The sequence below is a fragment of the Kluyvera huaxiensis genome, assembly GCF_040149365.1.
GTDB classification, from domain to species: Bacteria; Pseudomonadota; Gammaproteobacteria; order Enterobacterales; family Enterobacteriaceae; genus Kluyvera; species Kluyvera intermedia_A.
In genome coordinates, this window is record NZ_JBEFLV010000062.1 from 1 (window position 1) to 490 (window position 490).

The window sequence follows — 490 nt, forward strand, 5'->3', positions numbered from 1 at the left end:
CGCAACGCGAGCTGGCTGTCGCCCCATGACATCGCCCAACACCGTGGGGCGAACTGACTGGGCGATACCATGGGGCGGATGACAAAGGAGGCTCATTGAGCTTAAATAAGCTCTCTGTTTTTTGGGGTTTACTTTAACTGAGCGTCCGTCGCTTAACCGGATAATTAAGTTCATGATTTCCCCGATAAGAACTGTACTACTCCCCTTACCTACTTCCGCCAAAATCCTTATCCAGTTGGCCTGAAATACTGTTAAGCACACGCTTTAAGATTCTGGCTCTCTGTCCCGGCGTCATATATCTGAACATACTTTCAAGTAACTCGAGATCTTTTTCAAGCGCATCAGCATCCGATCGCAATGCGGGTTGACCATCCTCGTCGCCCAATAGCCATCCCGCTTTGATGCCCATCCCAGAAGCTAATTTTTTAAGCTGTAAAATCCCAGGAACTGAGTCTCCCTTCAGATAACTCCTGATAGTCGAGTTAGGTAT

General features: G+C 48.2%; 1 protein-coding gene. It reads right to left on the bottom strand.

Annotation, left to right across the window (positions count from 1 at the left end; genetic code table 11):
- Positions 1 to 205 precede the first annotated feature (205 nt).
- A partial coding sequence (locus ABOC97_RS23925; protein ID WP_459253843.1) for a hypothetical protein occupies positions 206 to 490 on the bottom strand: 285 nt, incomplete at its 5' end.